The 18,662-nt window shown below is 64.6% G+C and carries 16 protein-coding genes; 6 read left to right on the forward strand and 10 right to left on the reverse strand.

Annotation, left to right across the window (positions count from 1 at the left end; all coding sequences use genetic code 11):
* Positions 1 to 23: 23 nt before the first annotated feature.
* Complete coding sequence (locus JS536_RS04815) at positions 24 to 815, reverse strand: ABC transporter ATP-binding protein (RefSeq protein ID WP_214355988.1); 792 nt, start codon at positions 813 to 815, stop codon at positions 24 to 26.
* A 348-nt stretch (positions 816 to 1,163) separates the two neighbouring features.
* Positions 1,164 to 2,477: an O-acetylhomoserine aminocarboxypropyltransferase/cysteine synthase family protein gene (locus tag JS536_RS04820; protein ID WP_214355989.1), complete on the reverse strand. Its 1,314-nt coding sequence runs from the start codon at positions 2,475 to 2,477 to the stop codon at positions 1,164 to 1,166.
* A 304-nt stretch (positions 2,478 to 2,781) separates the two neighbouring features.
* On the opposite strand from JS536_RS04820, the gene JS536_RS04825 reads away from it, so the two are divergent.
* Positions 2,782 to 3,654: a pyridoxamine kinase gene (locus JS536_RS04825; RefSeq protein WP_214355990.1), complete on the forward strand. Its 873-nt coding sequence runs from the start codon at positions 2,782 to 2,784 to the stop codon at positions 3,652 to 3,654.
* A gap of 175 nt (positions 3,655 to 3,829) precedes the next feature.
* Here JS536_RS04825 and JS536_RS04830 read toward each other — a convergent pair whose 3' ends face one another.
* The 4 genes from JS536_RS04830 to JS536_RS04845 form a co-directional block, all read right to left on the reverse strand.
* Complete coding sequence (locus tag JS536_RS04830; protein WP_214355991.1) at positions 3,830 to 5,068, reverse strand: hypothetical protein; 1,239 nt, start codon at positions 5,066 to 5,068, stop codon at positions 3,830 to 3,832.
* Positions 5,065 to 5,784, reverse strand: coding sequence for an ATP-binding cassette domain-containing protein (locus tag JS536_RS04835; RefSeq protein WP_214355992.1), 720 nt, complete (start codon positions 5,782 to 5,784; stop codon positions 5,065 to 5,067). The genes JS536_RS04830 and JS536_RS04835 overlap by 4 nt, the downstream gene beginning before the upstream one ends.
* A 97-nt stretch (positions 5,785 to 5,881) precedes the next feature.
* The gene (locus tag JS536_RS04840; protein ID WP_214355993.1) at positions 5,882 to 7,147 is read right to left on the reverse strand and encodes a hypothetical protein; all 1,266 of its coding nucleotides are present in this window, start codon (positions 7,145 to 7,147) and stop codon (positions 5,882 to 5,884) included.
* A 48-nt stretch (positions 7,148 to 7,195) separates the two neighbouring features.
* On the reverse strand, positions 7,196 to 7,789 hold the full coding sequence (locus tag JS536_RS04845) for a hypothetical protein (protein ID WP_214355994.1): 594 nt from the start codon (positions 7,787 to 7,789) through the stop codon (positions 7,196 to 7,198).
* A gap of 350 nt (positions 7,790 to 8,139) precedes the next feature.
* On the opposite strand from JS536_RS04845, the gene JS536_RS04850 reads away from it, so the two are divergent.
* On the forward strand, positions 8,140 to 8,817 hold the full coding sequence (locus JS536_RS04850) for a hypothetical protein (protein WP_214355995.1): 678 nt from the start codon (positions 8,140 to 8,142) through the stop codon (positions 8,815 to 8,817).
* Positions 8,818 to 8,851: 34 nt separating this feature from the next.
* Here the strand turns inward: JS536_RS04850 and JS536_RS04855 are convergent, their stop codons facing one another.
* From JS536_RS04855 to JS536_RS04870, 4 genes are all read right to left on the reverse strand, one after another.
* Positions 8,852 to 9,523 carry a hypothetical protein gene (locus tag JS536_RS04855; protein ID WP_214355996.1) on the reverse strand — a complete coding sequence of 224 codons (672 nt, stop codon included), beginning with the start codon at positions 9,521 to 9,523 and terminating at the stop codon, positions 8,852 to 8,854.
* Positions 9,524 to 9,645: 122 nt separating this feature from the next.
* Positions 9,646 to 10,281 carry a hypothetical protein gene (locus JS536_RS04860; RefSeq protein ID WP_214355997.1) on the reverse strand — a complete coding sequence of 212 codons (636 nt, stop codon included), beginning with the start codon at positions 10,279 to 10,281 and terminating at the stop codon, positions 9,646 to 9,648.
* An 8-nt stretch (positions 10,282 to 10,289) separates the two neighbouring features.
* Entirely contained in the window at positions 10,290 to 11,606 is a 1,317-nt protein-coding gene (locus tag JS536_RS04865) for a hypothetical protein (protein ID WP_214355998.1), read from the reverse strand.
* Entirely contained in the window at positions 11,603 to 12,283 is a 681-nt protein-coding gene (locus JS536_RS04870; protein ID WP_214355999.1) for a response regulator transcription factor, read from the reverse strand. Before JS536_RS04870 ends, JS536_RS04865 begins: the two co-directional genes overlap by 4 nt.
* 242 nt (positions 12,284 to 12,525) lie before the next feature.
* Here JS536_RS04870 and JS536_RS04875 point away from each other — a divergent pair, with 242 nt between their 5' ends.
* The 4 genes from JS536_RS04875 to JS536_RS04890 all read left to right on the forward strand — a co-directional run bounded on the left by JS536_RS04875 (position 12,526) and on the right by JS536_RS04890 (position 18,651).
* Complete coding sequence (locus JS536_RS04875; RefSeq protein ID WP_214356000.1) at positions 12,526 to 13,119, forward strand: YraN family protein; 594 nt, start codon at positions 12,526 to 12,528, stop codon at positions 13,117 to 13,119.
* Between the two features lie 20 nt (positions 13,120 to 13,139).
* Positions 13,140 to 14,669 carry a YifB family Mg chelatase-like AAA ATPase gene (locus JS536_RS04880; protein WP_214356001.1) on the forward strand — a complete coding sequence of 510 codons (1,530 nt, stop codon included), beginning with the start codon at positions 13,140 to 13,142 and terminating at the stop codon, positions 14,667 to 14,669.
* Positions 14,670 to 14,897: 228 nt separating this feature from the next.
* Entirely contained in the window at positions 14,898 to 16,430 is a 1,533-nt protein-coding gene (locus tag JS536_RS04885; RefSeq protein WP_214356015.1) for a DNA-processing protein DprA, read from the forward strand.
* Positions 16,431 to 16,605: 175 nt separating this feature from the next.
* A complete protein-coding gene (locus JS536_RS04890; protein WP_214356002.1) occupies positions 16,606 to 18,651 on the forward strand; it encodes an FAD-dependent oxidoreductase in 2,046 nt (681 codons plus the stop codon).
* Positions 18,652 to 18,662: the final 11 nt, after the last annotated feature.

Genomic DNA, 18,662 nt, shown 5'->3' on the forward strand with positions numbered 1-18,662 from the left:
CTTCGAATGCTTCTACAGTGCGTTTAGTGGGAATGTCTCGCGGAAGCCGCATTCATTGTGGCGGCTTCGCGTTCCTTCATCAACAGTTCACTCATCTGGTCTGCTGTCGGCTTGTTCACGTCCGCCGCGATCTGGCCGTCGGCGAACACGAGCGCACGGTCGGCGTAAGACGCGGCGACCGCATCGTGCGTGACCATGACGATGGTTTGGCCAAGCTCGTTGACCGAACGCTTCAGGAAGCCGAGCACTTCGGCGCTGGAAACGGAGTCGAGGTTGCCGGTCGGCTCGTCAGCGAACACCAGCTTCGGCTTGGTAATCAGCGCGCGGGCGATGGCCACGCGCTGCTGCTGGCCACCGGACAGTTCATTCGGTCGGTGGTTCAGGCGCTGCTTCAGTCCCAGGGTATCGACGAGCAGGTCGAACCAGGCGTGGTCGGGCTTGTCTCCGGCGAGAGTCAGTGGCATGAGGATGTTCTGTTCGGCGGTGAACATGGGCAACAGGTTGAAGCTTTGGAAGATGAAGCCGATCTTGTGGCGACGTAGCAAGGTGAGCTGCTTGTCGTCCATGCGGGTCAGGTCTGCCCCGCCGAAAAGAATATGCCCGGATGTGGCGGAGTCGAGGCCGGCGAGCGTGTGCATAAGCGTGGATTTGCCGGAGCCGGACGGGCCCATGATGGCGGTGAATTTGCCGCGTTCGAAACTCACGTTCACGCCGCGCAGGGCACGGACCATATTGCTGCCGGTGCCGTAGTTCTTGACCAAGTCGACGGCCTGAATAGCGATGCCGCGCGATGCGGCCGGGTTCTGCACGTTCATAATGCCTCTCCATATTTGGCCGGGCCTTATGCCCGGATGACGATTCCAACTTATGAAGAAATAACGGCGCGCCCCATCGTGCGCCAGACTGAATTGGGCTAGGGGCCACGCGCCGGCCCTCATCCTTGAGGATTATGTCGTCTCAGGTCTCACACTATTCATGCCTCTGCGCAAACAGTGTGAGGCATACAGACGCAAGAAAGCCCGCACTGCATGACGTCAGTGCGAGCTTTCTACTCCTTGAGTCAAGTTATCGGACGGAAGGCACCCCATGCGGCTCGATGATTCGCGATGCACCCCATTAGCATCGCGCCCCTTCTCATCGGGCCGTCAACCCTCCTGTCGACCTCACTTGGCCAAGCCGGAAGCGCGAAGGGCTTCGAAGCCGCCCTTCAGGTCATCGAGAATGTCCTCGATGTTCTCGGTGCCGATGGACAGGCGGATGGTGCCCTGGTGAATGCCCTGGTCCTCGAGCTCTTCCAGGGTCTCCTGGGAGTGCGTAGTGGAAGCCGGGTGGATGACGAGGGACTTTGCGTCGGCCACATTGGCCAGCAGAGAGAACAGGTGCAGATTGTCGATGAAGACGCGAGCCGCATCCTTTCCGCCCTTGATATCGAAGGTGAAGATGGAGCCTGCTCCGTTCGGGAAGTACTTCTCGTACAGGTCGTGATCCGGACGGCCCGGGATGGACGGGTGGGAGACGGACTCGACTTCCGGCACGGTCTGCAGGTACTCGACGACCTTCAGAGCGTTCTGGACGTGGCGCTCGACGCGCAGGGACAGGGTTTCGGTGCCCTGCAGCAGCAGGAAGGCGGCGAATGGAGACAGGGTGGCGCCGGTGTCGCGCAGCAGAATGGCGCGGACGCGGGTCACGAAGGCGGCACCGCCGAGAGCCTCGTAGAAGTTCAGGCCGTGGTAGGAGGGGTCCGGCTCGGTCAGGGTCGGGAACTTGCCCGGCACCTCGGCCCAGTTGAACTTGCCGCCTTCGACGATCACACCGCCGAGGGTGGTGCCGTGGCCGCCGATGAACTTGGTGGCGGACTCGACCACCACGTCGGCGCCGTGCTCCAGCGGGCGGAACAGGTACGGAGTGGCGAAGGTGTTGTCCACGATCACCGGCAGGTGATGCTTGTGGGCGATTTCGGAGATGGCCTCGAAGTCCGGCAGATCAGCGTTCGGGTTGCCGAAGGTCTCGAAGTAGACGAGCTTGGTGTTCTCCTGGATGGCGTCCTCGAAGTTCTGCGGAACCTCCGGGTCGACGAAGGTGGTGGTGATGCCGTCGCGCGGCAGGGTGTGCTTGAGCAGGTTGAAGGTGCCGCCGTAGATGTTCTTGGAGGAGACGATGTGGTCGCCGGACTGGGTGATGTTACGCACGGCGTATTCCACGGCTGCCGCACCGGAGGCGACGGCCAAGCCGGCGGTACCACCCTCGAGGGCGGCGATGCGGTTCTCGAACACGCCCTGGGTGGAGTTGGTCAGACGGCCGTAGATGTTGCCGGGATCGGCGAGGCCGAAGCGGGCCTCGGCGTGGTCGAAGTTGTGGAAGACGTAGGAAGTGGTGGCGTAGATCGGCACCGCACGGGAGTCGGTGGCCGGGTCGGCCTGCTCCTGGCCCACGTGCAGCTGCAGGGTTTCAAAACGGTACTTCTTGTTCTCGGCCATTGGTGTGCTCCTTGCTGTTGTGCTTGGTCGCGAGGTTCTTTTCCTCGTCACCCGCCTGCCGTGTTCGGCGGTTGGCGAGGTGTTGGTTATGAAGGTACGCGCGCCGCACCGTCTGAGGCAAGCCGATCGTTATCGGGGTTGCCTATAGACCCTTATAACCCGTTGGGATCATTGGGCTCAGAGGTGCCATGAACGCTCGGAAAAGTCGTCTCGATACGTGCGACACGCCGGGCACGCGCAACACGCATCGACTACAGTCGGCTTCGTTCGATTCCACCATTCCATCCGATGATTGGAGCAATTCATGGCTGACGTTACGTTGTACGATCGCGACCCGCTGTACATTCCGCGCGTGGCCGCCGTGCATGACATGTGCGGTTACGGCAAGTGCTCGCTGACCGCGGCCATCCCGATTCTTTCGGCCGCCGGCTGCGATGTGTGCCCGGTGCCGACCGCCCTGTTCTCGGCGCACACCCGCTACGCGGTGTTCACCTTCCACGACACCACCGATATCCTCTCCGGCTACCTTGACGCATGGCAGAAGGAGAACGTCGACCTGGATGGCGTGTACTCCGGCTTCCTGGGCTCGCCCGACCAGGTGGCGATCATCCAGCGCCTGTACCGCGAGTACCCGAAGGCCCTGCGCCTGGTGGACCCGGTCATGGGCGACGCCGGCCAGATGTACCCCACCTACACGCCGGAGCTGTGCGAGGCGATGGGCGCACTGGCGGACGGCGCCGACGTGCTCATGCCGAACCTCACCGAGGCCTCGATCCTCACCAAGCGCGACTACCCCGGCCAGGATCTGGACGACGCCGCGGTGACCAATCTGCTCGACGCGCTGCTCAAGCTGGGTGCCAAGAACGTGGTCCTCAAGGGCATCGACCACGGCGACGGCAAGATCGTGAACTACGTGGCCAGCGCCACCACCGGTGCCGAGAACAAGATCGAGCTCGCGCATGACAAGCTACCGTATATGATCCACGGCACGGGCGATGCCTTCGCCTCCGCGCTGTGCGGTGCCGTGCTGGCGGGCCGCGGTCTGGCCGAGTCCGCCGAAATCGCCGGCGAGTTCGTGCGTCACGCGATGGAGAGCACCCGTCACCAGCCCAACTTCGAGGAGCGCGGCGTGAGCTTCGAGCTCAACCTCGGCGAGCTCACCGCCCTCGTGAAGTAAGTCTCCGCTAACTAAATCTCGGCCTTCTCTTTCCGCCCGAGGTTACTTGATCTTGGCTCCCCTCTCTGAGGGGAGCTGTCGAACGAAGTGAGACTGAGGGGAGTTTACGCAATAGAAAAGCTCCCCTCAGTCCGCTTCGCGGCCAGCTCCCCTCGAAGAGGGGAGCCAAGTCCCATCACCGGTTCTTGAAATACTTCAGCAGATGGCTCTCGCGCGTAAGCAACACCGCCACGCACGCGCCGAGCATCACACCCACGACCGCCGCCACCGGCACGCGCAGCAGCGTGTCGGTCAGAGCCGCGGCCTCATCCCCACGATTCTCCAGCCACACCCAAGCCAGCAACGGACTGGCCAGCAGCACGCCCGCCACGGCCCACACCAGTGTTTCCAATGCGATCTGCATGAGCAACGCCGTCTTCGGCACGCCGCAATGCAGCGCGGAAGCCATCTCCAATTTGCGCATCCGCGTGGCGATGTATCCCAGCACCAGCGCCGCCGCAAGCGCGATCCACGGCGCATAGACGGTCAGCCGCATCTCGAACAGAGCCGTGCTGTCCAGCACGCTGCCCTTGGATGTGTTGAGTTTGTAGATCTGCGGCCGCTCCGCCTCGGTTCCCGTAGCGGTGCCTTCACCTGCCAGTCTCAGTAATGATTCGAGGTTTTCGGTTTCGGGCCATGCGCGCACCCAGCATTGGTTGAACGCCGCTTCCGAATCCGCGGGCACCGGTGTCAGCGCCGCGTAGGAGAAGCCGGATTTGCGTCCGTCATCCGGCCAGTCGAACACGCCGGCCACGGTGACGTTGCGACCGTCCTTCAATGCCAACGTTTGCCCCGTCGATACCGCGAACGGAGCCGCCGCCTCCTTCGAGAGCAAGACGCCGCCGGTGAACGTTCCCGCCACATCCACGGATGTGCGCGGCGCAAGGGTTCCGGCACTGACCCCGGCACCCGTCGCCGCACTGGACTCGCTTGCCGCCTGGACGCCGGCACCGCTGCCCCACCCCGTGCCGGTGGTGCTCAGCATGAATACGTTGGCCGCGCCGGGTGTGATCTCCATTACGGGCACGCCGGTGGACGGCAGGGCCGCGAACGTCATCTTCCGATCGGTCTGGCGCACGGCTCCGGCCGCCTGCACGCCATCCAGCGAAGCAAGCCGGTCGCAGGCCGCACCGTCGATACGGTTGTTGTACTCCATGATCCAAGTGGATCCGCCCGAGGCTACGTACTCGTCCGTCTGCTTCTGAATCGCGGCGATGGTGAGCCAGTCGGCGCCCGCCAGCAATGCCATCAGGCAGGCGAGTCCCACGGCCAACGCGCAGGCGTGGCTGGTTCCGGTGATGAGGTCGCGCCATGCCTCCCCCAGCATGCCGGCCAGGCGCATGCGCGGCCGGTTCATCCGTGTCCTGTCACTCATTGCGATTCCCCTGCCCTTGGCTCATGCCCATTGACGGCCGGCGTCTCATCGCGCCCGGCGACCTCGTCGCTTTGCCAATCCCTCAAGTCGATGAGGTCGGTGCAGGCGTCGCGCGTGCGCGGGTCGTGCGTGGCCACCACCACGATCGCGCCGCTCATCGAGAGGTTGTGCAGGTGTTCGTTGACCGTGGCGGCGGTGTTGAGATCCAGTTGCGCGGTCGGCTCGTCCACGAGCAGGAGTCCGGCGTGGGAGGCCACGCCTCGGGCGAGCATGAGCCGTTGTGCTTCCCCGCCGGAGAGGTCTCGGAAGGGTTTGCGCGCCAACGTCGTCAACCCGAAGGCGTCCAGCAGTTCCATGGCGTGCGTTTCGGCGTCATGCCGCCGTTCGCCTCGCGCGATGAACGGCAATGCCACATGGTCGAGTGCGGACCGTAGTGCCACGCCGTGCGGGTTCTGCAGCACCCAGCACACGCGCCCGCATCCGATGCGTTCCACCGTGCCCGTCACCGGTGCGACCCATCCGGCGATGATGGACAGCAGCGTGGATTTGCCCGAACCGGACGGCCCGGTCAGCGCGTACACGTGCTTGGGGTGCAGGGTCATGGTCAGATGCCGGAACAGCATGTCCTCGCCGGTGCGGTCGAAGCTGTGCCCCACGTCCCGCAAGAGCACGCGACGATCCTCGCCGGCAGCATGCTCACTCGAAGAGGAATCCATATCCGCCCGATCATCCTGCGCATCGGCGGTATAGATCGCGGCACGAACCGATGCCTCGGCCCTCCCCCGCCATGAAGGCCACCGGACGTTGCGCATCTCACTCACCGCCTTGAGCATCATGCGCAGTCACGCCGCTCGAAACCGTGTCATCGGCGGGCATTCCACCGGTCGCGGCGCTGCAATGCGCACTGGTCCGCGGGGTCACGTCCACGTGGTCGAACGCCGAGGCACCGTCCACGGAGACCATCGTCTTGCCCAGTTGGGAAGCGACGATGGTGACCGGCACCGGTTTGGCGTCCACGCTCACGCATCCCGAACCGCCCGTGGCATCGTAGACGGCGGATGGCGGCACGCTGAGCGCGGTCAACGGTTGCGCGAGCTTCCAGTCGTAGGACACGTTCAACGTTCCTCCGGCCGATGCTCCGCCGGAGGCTATCGCGGATCCGCCGCCCGCGCTCATCGAACCGCTCTGGTCCGAGCCGAGCAAGGCCAGTCGGAAGGGTGTGGATGCGTTGATCGCAGCCAGCAGTGCCGGGTCAGTGAGCTCAGTGGTTCCCGCGGGCACGGTGAAGGTCTGGTCGCCGATGGCGATCATGCGGTCGCCTGCCACCAAGTCGGAGGCCGCAGCGGGAATCGTGGCCTTGAGCGGGATCGCGGCCGTGGTGAACAGGTCCGCACCTGCCGTGATTTGCCGGCCCACGGCGATGGAGGATTGCTTGACCGTCACCGAATCGGCGGGCAGCCATACGAACGAACCGGGGCCGATGGACCAGCCGCTGTCCGCGCTGATGCGGGCCGCGCCTTCGCTGTCGGCGAGCGCGTTGTAGGCGGCGATGGTGTCCCAGGTCATCCAATCGGAGTCGGGGGCGGCGTATCCGAGCCGGCGCAGCGCGGCGTTGAGTCCGGCCGCGTCGGGTCCTTGCGTGCCGCTGGTGAGGGTGCGGTAGAGCGGTACGTCGGTGTGCAGGGCGAGTATTGGCTTCGCGTCCACGTCGAACACGGTGCCGCCCGAGTAGATGGTGGTTCCGGCGCTGGCGGATGTGCCGGTGATGGTTCCGTTCACCGGCGAGGTGACGGTGGAGGATTCTCCCAACGCTACGGTGAGTGCCACGGAACGTGAGTCGTCGAACTGGGTGGACGACACTTTCACCGTGGTCGCCTTGGTCGTGGAGACCAGTGAGGGCGGGATCTGCGAGCGGGTCAGAAGGAATCCGCCGCCGACTCCCACCGCCAGCATCACCAGTGCGAGCAGCACCACGATGGAGACCGCCACGCCGTTGCGGGCTGCCCGCTGTTCCGCGCGGTTTCGTTTGGCGGCCGCACGGGCTTCCTTCTTGCCGTTGCCGGTCTGCGTCCTGTCCATGATGGGCTCCTTGATGTCGTGAAGTCGTCGCGTCGCATCGTTGCGGCGTCACTGGTTCATCGGGTCGGTCTGGCATTGCCAGAACTGCGTGGCCTTGGCGGTGTCGTAGTTCGGATTGCGGCTGCCGTCGTCGTTGTACTCCATGTAGATGTTGTAGAACTCGTTCCACTTGCGGATCTTTTCCGCTATCTGCTCCTCGCTCAGTCCTTGCGAGCTGCTGACTTCCATGTCCAGGTATTCCTGTTCGGTCAACGGCTTGGGCAGCAGGTCGTGCGTCTTGAGGCATTCGTACGACGCCTTATGGAGCGCCTCGGCGTCGAGGTTGTCCGGGTTGCCCTGCATCGCGTCATACATCGATTCGACGTTCCACAGATCCGTCTTCTCGGCGCATTCCGAATTCTTCTGGTTCATCTCCTCGTCGCTCAGGGCGCTTTCCCGCAGCCGGGCGAGCTGGCCTTTCGTGGCGACCAATCCGTAGGGAGCCAAGCATTGGTTCTGTGCGTCGAGTATTTCGTTGAGTTCTGCATCGGTGATTTGGCAGTCCTCGAGGATGCGCTTGGCCAGTTCGGTTTTGGACTGGTCGTGCGCGCCCTTGAATTCGCTGGCGTACGGTCCGGTGAAGTCCGGTGCCTTGCAGGTCACGGAGGTTTGTTTTGAGCCGCTGCCCGCCGCACCGTTTGCGTTGTTCGCCGGCGCCCCGCACGCCGCAATCAACAGGACCAGTGGGATTGCTGCGGCCGCAACCAGACGACGGGCTCCCCGACAGCCCGATCGCCTGACACTGCTCGCCTTCGTCGCCTTTCCGTTCATCGCCCCTCCATCGTCCATGACGGACCTCCTTGTCACGATTTCAGCTTAGGCACGGCATCCGCAAAGCCCGCAATCCCCCTGTAGTCCGCAGGACTACGCTCTTGTTCGCCGGCCCCGAGCGCAGCCCATAGCCTGAAGATATCGAAACGGACATCGAGGTCCGAGGAAAGGAACGATGCACGATGAAGCGCCCGCAAATCACCAAGGTCGCCGCTCCTCTGCTAGCCCTCGCGCTGGCGTGTTCCACCGCCGCATGCACCGGTCCAGCATCCACGCCACAGGCCGGAGCAAAAGCCGAGCCGACGTTCTCCGGACCATGGGCCGAGGACTTCCGCCGGTCCTATGACCAAGCCCGCGAAACCGGCAACACGTTCGCGCAGGATGTGCTGCGCGACGAGCGGATCACCGAGGCGGAGGCCACGGAGGTGGCGAGCCGGTACCAATCGTGCATGGCGGATGCGGGATTCGTATACGACTACGTGTATCCGGATGGTTCCGCCCAGATGCAGGGCGGCGATATGGGCGACGCCGAGCAGCAGCGGTTCAATGAGCAGGACATCGTCTGTTCCAAGGAATCGGGCCAGTTTTTCATCACGCACCTGTACAACGCTCTGGTTCAGGATCCGGATGGCGAATTGCGCAACCGCACCGTGGAGGAGGTACGTCAGGATCTGGCGGAATGCCTCAAGCGCAAGGGTGCGGTCGGCCCGGAGTTCACCGCGGAGGATGTTCCGATCGTCGACGCGGACGGCGAGGAATACTTACAGTTCAGTCAACAGTTCACCAACCCCGGCGGCAAGTACTACAGCGAGCAGAACTACGAAAGCTGGATCCAATGCAATGACGACCCGCGTAAGTGAAAACGCCGGCCCTGTTGGCGGCCGGCGTCGATCATCATCCACACGCTTCGAGCTTCTGCCGATACCCTGTATCGGCACGGCGGGCCTCGGAGAACGGGCCGGTGCCCTCTCGGCTGTCCCGATCGTAGTCATCCACGGTGTACGACTGCTCCACCAGTCCTTCGCGCACATAGCAATCGACGATGGTCTGCCGGATGTCGGCGCCGTCGTTGTTCGGATTGGCCTGCACGGCGCTGGCCAGCTGCCATATGGTACGCGCGCCGTCCCGGGTCTCACAGGTCTGCAGGTCCTGGTTCACCGACCCGCCCCAGGCCGAGGATTCCTCCTGTGTCATGCCGCTGGGCGGATGCACGCTCATTGAGCCGAGCTCGCCCATATCGATGGCGTCCTTCGCGTATCCGTAATCGGTCAGGCATTGCACGATGCGGTCATTCACTTCGGCGAGTTCGGCCTGGGTGATGACGCCATCCTCCAGTATCCCCACGGCGAAGCCGTCGCCTTGCTCCTTGAGTTGCGCACGGGCTTGTTTGAGTTCCGCCGAATAGTGCGCGTTGAGATCGTATCCGTCTGCCGTTCCGGCGGCCGAACCGTCTCCCGCATTCGTGGCCGGTCCCGCACAGCCTGCCAGCATGCAGGCCATGCCAACCACGCACAGTGTCGTGAGCGTCACCGCTGCCAGCCGACGCTCCGCTCGTTCGCCCTTCATGCCCAGCCTCCTTGCCGTCTCGCCGCGCCCATGCGCCGCTTCACCGTCAACCGTACGGAAAGAAGCCGCCTATGTCGCGGATGGACGTCGTCCCCAGGATGACAAGGAGCGTCCGTGGCACATCACCGCTGCATATCACCTAATGCGGCGGGATGGTCGCTGCCATATGCCGCCAATGGCTCGATCCACCGGTAATCGGAGTCGATGGCACACTGGTCGATGACGTCCGACTGCTGTTCGCTGCTCATGGACCCGCGGATCGACACCACCGTCTGCCCATTGGTCTTGCCGTTCTCATCCACGAACGGCCGGGACTGCAGGCCGTAGACGGACAGGCATTGGTTGTACGCCAAGAAGACCTCGCTCCGTTCGTCGTCGGTCACCACGCCGTCCTCCAGCACGTCGCGCCCCACTTCGGTGTGCAGGTTGTTCCATGCGTTGAGGAATTCGTATTTGTGCGGTCCGGTGAAGTCCGGATGTTCGCTGGTCGTGGGCAGCGGATCGTTCGCGCTCGTCTTCGCATTTGACTGCACGTCCCTCCATGGTTCGGGCAGGAGCGAGACCGCAACCGTCACGGCGATGACGGCGAGCGCCAGTATTACGGCCGCTGTGGTACGCCACCGACGACTGCCTTGTCGCCGCATCCAGCTGGTGCGGTTCTTGTTCGAATCCGACTCCGGGTGCCGCATCTCGGACGACTCGGCCGTGCCAGCATCCGCGAATGTCTCATCATCACGGTCGATTCGCTCGGCATCCATGACCCGTTTCATGATGCACGCCCCGATTTCGGCCGGACAGCTCCTGTCCCGGCGGGGATGCGCGCGTACAGCACCCAGTCGCCGTCCTCGGCGCTGGTATTGAGTTCGCCGCCGAGCCGCGTGATGATGCGCCGGTGCATCGCCAGTCCGCTGCCGTGCGGCTTGAGTCCGGCGCTCCTATTCGCCGGCATGATCGGGTTGGTTTCCATGATTTCGATGGCGTCGTCGCCGTACGTGACGACGCACCGGTACTCGCCTTGGGCCGGACCCATGTGCCGGGTGATGTTGGCCGCGATCTCGCCGAGAAGATCGGCTGCGGCCTCGATCGATTCGTCCGTGCAATCCTGCGGCATTTCGCCGCGCGATTCGATGGTGCCCGCGAATCCCAACTGCCCGAGCTTGGCCCTCGCGTCCCGTATCGCCGTGTCGATCGCATCTTGATGCCGGCCGACGCGGGGCGCGGATTGCCCGGTTCGTTCGGGCTGTTCCAGCAGATCGATGACATGATGAATCTCATCCAGTACGGCCAGGGCCTGGTCGTTGACGAACTGCCAGTCCTGACGCTCAGCCTGATGTTCCGCGTCGTCGCCGATACGACGCAGTTGCCGTTGCGCAGTCAACGCGATGTACGAGAGTCCGCCGCTGGCCGAGTCGTGGATACGCGAGGCCAGTCGCGTGTTGCGCTGCAACGTATCCAGCTGCCATTGTCGGCGTTCCAGCACCATGGCCTGTTCGCGGATCTCGTCGCGCTGCCGACGCCAGCGAAAGGACATGCCGCCCATGGTGGCGAGCGTGAACATGCCGATGTAGTTGACCATGCCGATCCATGTGGCGGACAGCGCATTGAACGTGTTGAGCGCCACCGGTATGCATTCGGCGAGCGAGACGGTCAGGAGCGCCGCCACGGCCACCGGTATCGCGCTGTCGTACCCGATGATCGCGAGCGCCAGATACGCGGCCCACAGCGGGTTCGGACCGGACAGGTCGAGCACGAACAGTCGCGCCACCACGGTGACGATGATGAGCCAGCCGGAGATGCGAGGCAGGAAGGGCGAGAGCAGGATGCCCACCACCGAAAGCCCGGAAAACAGGAAGTTCAGCGGATAGATCGGCGGGATCACGGACCATTCCACCAGCGTGGCGGCGAGCGCGAACGCGGCGATGGCCAGTCGGAACCAGTGCGCGCGCAGCCAGCGGAACGCGGCCGCCGGGCCGCCGGACGTGATTGTCGGTTCCCCGAATCTGATTCCGGCGGCCGCCGCGGGCCCGTTGTCCCGGCCGACGCGCCCGTCCTCCCCGCTGGGAGCCGATATGCCGGCGTTCATCGTTCGCCTTCCGAGGCGCCGGTCCACAGGGCCACGGCCTGGCCTCGCGTGGTGACGCCGAGTTTGCGGATGGCCCGTTGGAGGTACGTCTTGACGCTGGATTGGCTCAGGTGCATGTTCTCGGCGATCTGCTCGGTGTCCAGTCCTCGCGAGCACAGGTTCATGGCTTCGGCCTCGCGATCGGAGAGCAGCAGTTGCCGCGGCGTGTGCCGCCCACCCAACCTCGCGTGGGCCGTCGCCGCGGTCTCGAATCCTTCGCCCCAGGTACCGCCGGCGGCTACGGTGCGGATGGCCTGGATGATCGGCGTCTCCACGGATTTGGGCACGATGCCCTGCGCCCCGGCTTCGGCTGCCTTCGCCGCATACACGGCCAACGAGAACGAGGTGACGGCGAGGATCATCACGCGCGCGGTCTCGGTGCGAATGGTCTTGCACACCACCAGTCCGGACAGTTCGTCCATGGACATGTCGGTGAGCAGCACGTTGGGGCTGGTACGTGCGTCCAGGCAGCGGGCCACCGCGTCACGACCGGAGGTGGTCTTCCAGATGACGCGCGCCTCGGGCATGAGTTCGCCAATGGACCGTTCGAGGAACGCCAGGGAGAATTCGTCGTTGTCCAGTAGCCCGATGGTCACGATGGGGCGGACCGTCTGGGTCGATTCGGTTTCGTCTTGCATATGCCGCTTCCCCTGTGATCGCCATGATCGTATAGCGTTGACTCCAACCGTATCACCGCACGGCAGGACTTCACGGCGATTCCTGTCGTCCAGAAGACTACATATCCGCAAACCTTCCTAACAAAAGGTGGATAACCGCGGTTCCGTCCACACGCTGTCCACAACACGCCAAGGCGCGTCATGTTCTCCACATTCACCGTTCGTACTTGTGTCCGAATGCACGCGCCCGGCACAGTGGAATCATGAATGCCATAGCCACAGAACCGCCGCCTTCCGCCCCGTACCGTTTCCACCGGGATATCCGCCCGACCGCCCCGCGTCCCTTCGACTGTCCGGGCAATGCTCCGCACACCGACTTCAATTCCAACGACCGGACCGGCACCGTCGCCGGTTATCGGCAACCTTCATTGGACGTTCCCGACGCCGGATCGTCCTCGCCTCTGGATCATCTCGCCGCCTTGATGGGCGACCGCACCATGAGCGCCAAACGGTTCGGCTCCCTCGGCGAGCAGTACGCAGCCAATTGGTTGGAAGCCCAAGGATGGGTCGTGTTGTCTCGCAACTGGCGCACGCGCTATGGCGAATTGGACATCGTCGCGCTCACTCCCGAACGCATCGTGGCGTTCGTGGAGGTGAAATCCCGCCGCAACGCCCAGTACGGTGTGCCGCAGGAGGCCGTGACGCCCGCCAAACAGCGCAATCTCAGACGCGCCGCCTGCGAATGGCTCGTCGACCGTCGCAATCGCGTACCCCATGCCGGCGTGCGGTTCGATGTCATCACCGTCGTGATGCATCTGGGCCGCCCCTCGGTGCTTCATATCCCCAACGCCTTCTGAAATACGGAAAGGAGCCACGCATGGCCATCGGCAGAACGCTCTCGGTCGGACTGGTCGGGCTCAAGGCCTTCATCGTGCAGGTGCAGGCGTTCATCAGTCCGGGCCTCCCCTACTTCAACATCATCGGATTGCCGGACACGAGCCTGTCCGAGGCCAGGGAACGGGTGAAATCCGCCTGCCACGCCTCGGGATTCGTCTGGCCGCAGACGCGCGTCACCGTGAACATGAGCCCGGCGGCGATGCCCAAGCGTGGCTCCTCGCATGATCTGGCCATCGCGGCCAGCGTGCTGTGCGCCGCCGGCGCGATCGGGCATGACTGTCTGGAGGACACCATCATGCTCGGCGAGGTGAATCTGGATGGCTCGGTGCTGCCCATCCACGGGTTGCTGCCGATCATGCTCCATGCCGAGGAACGCGGCATACGCAAGATGATCATCCCGTACCGCAATCTCGAGGAATCGGCCATGGTGGACGGCATGGACGTGATCGGCGTCAGGCATGTGGGCGAACTCATCGAACTCATGGGAGGCAACGCCACCTATACCATTCCCGAGCTGATACTCGCCGATGACGAATCCGCGGAATCATCGCCGTCCGCAATGCTCTCATGCGGCGATATGAGCGAGGTGCTGGGCCAGGAATACGCCAAATGGGCGTTGCAGGTGGCGGCGGCCGGCGGCCATAATCTCATCATGACCGGTCCTCCCGGCGCGGGCAAGACCATGCTGGCTTCACGATTGCCCGGCATCATGCCGCCGCTGGCCGAACCGGAGCAGCTGGAGGTGGCGTCGATCCGTTCCCTGTGCGGCACACTGCCCCAGTACGGCATCACGGATGTGCCACCGTTCGAGGCTCCGCATCACACCGCCACCACGGCGGCGCTGGTGGGCGGAGGCAGCGGCATCGCCATGCCGGGCGCCATCACCCGGGCGCATCGGGGCATCCTGTTTCTCGATGAGGCGCCGGAATTCTCGGCACGGGCGCTGCAGACGCTGCGCGAACCGTTGGAATCCGGGTATGTGGCCTTGTCACGGGCCAAGGGCAGCACCTACTATCCGGCACGATTCCAACTCGTCATGGCCGCGAACCCCTGCCCGTGCGGATACTATTACGGCACCGGCGAGCGCTGCACCTGCAAGGAGAAGGATTGCACGAAGTATTTCTCCCGCCTGGTCGGGCCGATCCTGGACCGCGTGGACATCCAGTTGGCCGTGCCGCCGGTCTCCCGCATAGCGGTGCGCAACGAGACTCCGGGAGAGTCCAGCGCGCGGATCCGCGAACGGGTCATCGAGGCCCGGATGGTGGCCAAACGCAGGTTCCAGGAGTTCGGATGGACCTGCAACGCGCAGGCCTCAGGCAACTGGCTGCACGCGAACACGTCGTTGAAGGCCATGGAACTGGTGAACCAGGCACTCTCCAATCATCAGCTCACGTTGCGTGGCGCAGACCGGGCCATGCGCCTGGCGTGGACGCTTGCCGACTTGAACGGCCGGTATTCGCCCACCGAGCAGGATGTCCATCAGGGTATCGAGTTAAGGACGAGGATGTAAATGACCGATCATCATAAGACTCAGACGGCTTCCCAATCCGTCGATTCAGCTGCATCCGCGTCTCCTGCCGATACCGCCGCCTCCGTTCTCCCAGGAGTTCCCGTTTTCTCCGGCAGCACCGGCGGCTCCGAGACTCCCGCCGGCACCGCACGCCGGGCGATTCCCTCCCCTTCCGTCGACGCCCTGTACCGGGCCGCGCTCACCTTCTGTCTGGATGGCACGGATGTGATGATGTACGCCACACTCAAGGGCGCGGGCAGCGCGGAATCGTTGTGGCACGCGCTGGCGCAGTCGCATCCGAGCCATCCCTCCGAGGTGTCCGGGCCGGCGTTGGCGCGCATCGACCGCATGTTCGTCAACGGCATCACCCGATGGGGACGAAGCGTCACCGCGGACATGATGAAGACCTTCCGCGCCTCCCTGTCCTCCTGGCATAATCGCATGCGCGACCTGCCCTCACAGGACATCCTGCATCTGGCCGATTGGTTCACTGCGGACGGCACGATGTGGCTGATCGGGCCGAACCATCCATGCTGGCCGCACCAGTTGGCCGATCTCGCGATCCGCTCCGACTGGGCGCCGCCGCTGTGCCTGTGGATCCGGGGCGATCCCCGTGCGTTGACGAGCTGCGCCAAGCCCATCGGCATCGTGGGTTCGCGTGACGTGAACGAGTATGGTCGTTTCGTGGCGCACACCGTGGCCGAGCAGGCCGCGGCCGCCGGCCATCTGGTGGTGTCGGGCGGGGCGATGGGCACGGATGCCGCCGCCCATTGGGGCGCGTTGAACGCGCTGCACGGGCGCAATCCCGCGAATGTGGGCAAGACCGTGGCCGTGTTCGCGGGCGGACTCAACCATATCGGGCCGATGCGCAACCGCACGTTGTTCGAGCGTATCGAGGCGCAGGGCGGCGCGCTCATCAGCGAACACTGCCCGGATACGATTCCCGAGGCGAGGCGTTTCCTGCTACGCAACCGCATCATCGCGGCATTGTCCTCCACACTGGTGGTGGCGCAGGCTCGACTACGTTCCGGAGCGCTCAACACCGCGGGCTGGGCGTGCGAGCTCATGCGCGAGGTGTACGCGGTGCCCGGAGACATCAACCAGCCATCCAACGCCGGCTGCAACAAGATGATCAGCGACCATCGCGCCATACTGCTGTGCGCCGCCACCTCCACCGACGACATCTGCCATGAGCGTCATCAGCCAATCATGGCGGCATGCCCCGGCTTCGCCGTGAAAACCGAGGATGCGCACGACCGGCAGGACGATGCGGCCACAACAACACCTGCCGTCGCTTCCTCATCAGGCGATGCGGTCTCTTCTCCCGCAAGCAGTGCCGCCAAGGCCGGTTCGAGGGGCGAAGCAGGCCGGTCTCCCCTAGGACGGTCCGGCACCGGCGGACAACCCACCTTGGCCCAGGCTGCGGCCTCTCCCGCCCGCACCCGCGCGAAACCCGGCTCCTCCGGGGTTCGCAGGCAGGTGCCCGATCTACGGGAACCCGCCGATGCCGAAATGCAACTTCCTCCCATCGACGTGAGCACCTTGCCCGAACCGCAGCGGCTGATGGTGGGTCTTATCCGTGAATGCCGCAGACGGCATCTCATCGTCACGCCGGATGCCCTGCTGAAGGTGGCCCACGAGCTGGCCGACGACGAGATCCCGGATATCGGCACCGTGCTGAGCCTGCTCGGCGCGCTGGAACTCAAGGGGGTGGTCGATCGCAAGGCGGACGCCGCCGCCCTAAGCAGCCGCGTCCGCTGATCGGCGGTTGGTGCCGCAATCACGGCACGACAATCACGAACCGGCCTTCACAGACCAATCCTTCGTGTATCGGCTTCGTATACCAGTCGGTCATGCCGGTTCTCGCATATCAGTCGTTGCGACCTGTCTCATGTCGTCAAGGCCACTGTTCGGCGGGTGTGCGAGAATCGAGACCATGAGTCCGAAACGTTTGGAAGATATGTATGATGCGGTGATCGTCGGCGCCGGAGCGGCCGGCCTGTCGGCGGCGTTGGGGCTGCTCAGGTCCCCTGAGATCGAGGATCTCAAGGCGCAGGGCGTGGGTCCGAAGATCCTGGTGGTCTCCAAATTGCAGCCGTTGCGTTCGCATACCGGCTCCGCGGAGGGCGGCATCGCGGCCAGTCTGGGCAACGTGGAGCCCGACGACTGGCATTGGCATTACTACGACACCATCAAGGGCGGCGACTGGCTGGTCGATCAGGACGCGGCCCGCCTGCTCGCCGAATACGCGCCGGAGACCGTGATCAACCTGGAGCGTCAGGGCGTGGCGTTCTCCCGTACCGAGGACGGTCACATCGCCCAGCGCCGGTTCGGCGGCCACACCCGTGATTTCGGCGGCGAACCGGTCAAGCGCGCGGCCTATGCGGCGGACCGTATCGGCCATCAGATCCTCCACACGTTGTGGCAGCAGTGCGTGGCGCAGGGCGTCGAGTTCGCCGAGGAATGGTACGTGACCGATCTGGTGCTCACCGAGGACGGTTCCCAGGCGGCCGGCATCGTGGCTCTGGACACCCATACGGGCAAGGTCCAGGCCGTCCACGCGCGCAATGTGCTCATCGCCACGGGTGGCGCGGGCCGGCTGTTCCATACCACGTCCAATTCGTGGGATCTGACCGGCGACGGCATGGCCTTGGCCCTGTCTGCCGGCCTGCAGCTCGAGGACATCGAATTCGTGCAGTTCCATCCCACCGGACTGGCACATACCGGTATCCTGCTGTCCGAAGCGGCCCGCGCCGAAGGCGGCGTGCTGCGCAATGCGGACGGCGAGGCGTTCATGGAACGCTACGCGCCCGAGCACCGGGACTTGGCGGCCCGAGACGTGGTCTCCCGCTCCATCATGGCGGAGATCGACGCCGGCCGAGGCGTCGCGGACCCCAAGGATCCAAACGGCCCGAAGGACTGCGTCTGGCTGGATATGACCGGCATCGCCCCCGAACGCATGGCCGAGGCACTGCCGCAGGTGGTCGAAACCATCGAACAGTATGCGAACCTCGATCCGGCCAAGGACTGGGTGCCGATCAAGCCCACCGCGCATTACACGATGGGCGGCATCCCCATCACCACCGACGGCGAGGTGTACCGCTGGAACGAATCGGACGACAGCGACCTGGCCAACGCCCATCCGGAATGGCTCATCGACGGTGCCCTGCCGCCGTCCAGGACCCTCGGCGATCGCGTCGTCGTCGACGGCCTGTTCGCGGCCGGCGAATGCTCCTGCGTGTCCGTGCACGGCGCGAACCGACTGGGCGGCAACTCGCTGCTGGACGCCTGCCTGTTCGGCACGCGGGCCGGTCGGACCATGGCCGCGCGTATCGCCGAGAATCCGGTGGACTCCCCCATGTCGGACGATTCGGCCGATGATGCGCTGATCGAGGCGGCCGATCAGGCCAAGGACCGTCGCGCGGCGGAACTGGCTGATCTGCTGGCCGGCAACACGGATGCCTCCGGGGACTCCGACGGTGACTCCGACGCCGAAGCGGCATCGGTCAACGGCAACCCGTACGAGCTCATGGCCCGTCTCGGCTCGCTCATGGACCGTGCGCTGGCCGTGCGCTGCAACGCCGAATCCATCGGCGCCGCAAGCGACCAGCTCGACAGCGCCTTCAGGCCCGCGGCGGAAGCCCTGCGCGCGCGCAGCGATACGGCCGCGTTCAATCAGGAGATCACCGCCATCTGGGAGGTCCGTCACCTGGTCGAGCTGGCGGGTGCCGTGCTCGCGGCATCGGGCGCACGCGAGGAATCCCGCGGCGCGATGTACCGGACCGATCATCCCGAGCGCGACGACGAGCGGTTCCTCGCCCATTCCATGATTCGCCTGCTCTCCCCGGAAGAACGAGACCGTCTGCACGACGAAATCGCCAAGGCCGGCCAAAACGAGCCAGCCCCGGCTTTTGCCGCGCATCCTATCTCCTGGCAGCCGGTGCACATCACCGACTACCCGCCCAAGAAGCGCGAATACTAGCGGATACGGAT

The sequence above is a fragment of the Bifidobacterium sp. SO4 genome, assembly GCF_018555355.1.
Taxonomy (GTDB): Bacteria; Actinomycetota; Actinomycetes; order Actinomycetales; family Bifidobacteriaceae; genus Bifidobacterium; species Bifidobacterium miconisargentati.

What these genes read in the sequence shown, in the direction of transcription:
- JS536_RS04815 (WP_214355988.1), bottom strand. Translation starts at nt 815, where the DNA reads ATGAACGTGCAGAACCCGGCCGCATCGCGCGGCATCGCTATTCAGGCC.
- JS536_RS04820 (WP_214355989.1), bottom strand. Translation starts at nt 2,477, where the DNA reads ATGGCCGAGAACAAGAAGTACCGTTTTGAAACCCTGCAGCTGCACGTG.
- JS536_RS04825 (WP_214355990.1), top strand. Translation starts at nt 2,782, where the DNA reads ATGGCTGACGTTACGTTGTACGATCGCGACCCGCTGTACATTCCGCGC.
- JS536_RS04830 (WP_214355991.1), bottom strand. Translation starts at nt 5,068, where the DNA reads ATGAGTGACAGGACACGGATGAACCGGCCGCGCATGCGCCTGGCCGGC.
- JS536_RS04835 (WP_214355992.1), bottom strand. Translation starts at nt 5,784, where the DNA reads ATGGATTCCTCTTCGAGTGAGCATGCTGCCGGCGAGGATCGTCGCGTG.
- JS536_RS04840 (WP_214355993.1), bottom strand. Translation starts at nt 7,147, where the DNA reads ATGGACAGGACGCAGACCGGCAACGGCAAGAAGGAAGCCCGTGCGGCC.
- JS536_RS04850 (WP_214355995.1), top strand. Translation starts at nt 8,140, where the DNA reads ATGAAGCGCCCGCAAATCACCAAGGTCGCCGCTCCTCTGCTAGCCCTC.
- JS536_RS04855 (WP_214355996.1), bottom strand. Translation starts at nt 9,523, where the DNA reads ATGAAGGGCGAACGAGCGGAGCGTCGGCTGGCAGCGGTGACGCTCACG.
- JS536_RS04860 (WP_214355997.1), bottom strand. Translation starts at nt 10,281, where the DNA reads ATGGATGCCGAGCGAATCGACCGTGATGATGAGACATTCGCGGATGCT.
- JS536_RS04865 (WP_214355998.1), bottom strand. Translation starts at nt 11,606, where the DNA reads ATGAACGCCGGCATATCGGCTCCCAGCGGGGAGGACGGGCGCGTCGGC.
- JS536_RS04870 (WP_214355999.1), bottom strand. Translation starts at nt 12,283, where the DNA reads ATGCAAGACGAAACCGAATCGACCCAGACGGTCCGCCCCATCGTGACC.
- JS536_RS04875 (WP_214356000.1), top strand. Translation starts at nt 12,526, where the DNA reads ATGAATGCCATAGCCACAGAACCGCCGCCTTCCGCCCCGTACCGTTTC.
- JS536_RS04880 (WP_214356001.1), top strand. Translation starts at nt 13,140, where the DNA reads ATGGCCATCGGCAGAACGCTCTCGGTCGGACTGGTCGGGCTCAAGGCC.
- JS536_RS04885 (WP_214356015.1), top strand. Translation starts at nt 14,898, where the DNA reads ATGATGTACGCCACACTCAAGGGCGCGGGCAGCGCGGAATCGTTGTGG.
- JS536_RS04890 (WP_214356002.1), top strand. Translation starts at nt 16,606, where the DNA reads ATGAGTCCGAAACGTTTGGAAGATATGTATGATGCGGTGATCGTCGGC.